The following is a 241-nucleotide window of genomic DNA, read 5'->3' as shown; positions in this document are numbered from 1 at the left end:
CGGGGGCCTCGCCCCGCTGGCCGGCCCGGCCCCGGCCGCCCCCCCCAGGTGCGCGGACGACTTCAAGGGCGACGGCTACCCCGACCTCGCCACCGCCGCCCCGGGCGCCACGGACGGCGGCAAGACGGACGCCGGCGCGGTCGTCGTCAACCACGGCTCCAAGCCCGGGATCAAGGCGTCGAACCGCACGGTCGTCACCCAGATCTCGGCGGGCGTCCCCGGCACCGCCGAGAAGGGCGAC

Annotated in this window: 1 protein-coding gene; it reads left to right on the top strand. The window is 78.4% G+C overall.

The features are described 5' to 3' along the window. Nucleotides 1–16 precede the first annotated feature (16 nt). The coding region (locus KVT45_RS55555) for an integrin alpha (protein ID WP_254648770.1) at nucleotides 17–241 on the top strand (225 nt) is incomplete at its 3' end.

This window comes from Streptomyces sp. GbtcB6 (assembly GCF_019091475.1).
Classification (GTDB): Bacteria; Actinomycetota; Actinomycetes; order Streptomycetales; family Streptomycetaceae; genus Streptomyces; species Streptomyces hyaluromycini.
The sequence above is the reverse complement of the archived record's forward strand: the minus strand, read 5'-3'. Positions and strand labels throughout refer to the sequence as shown.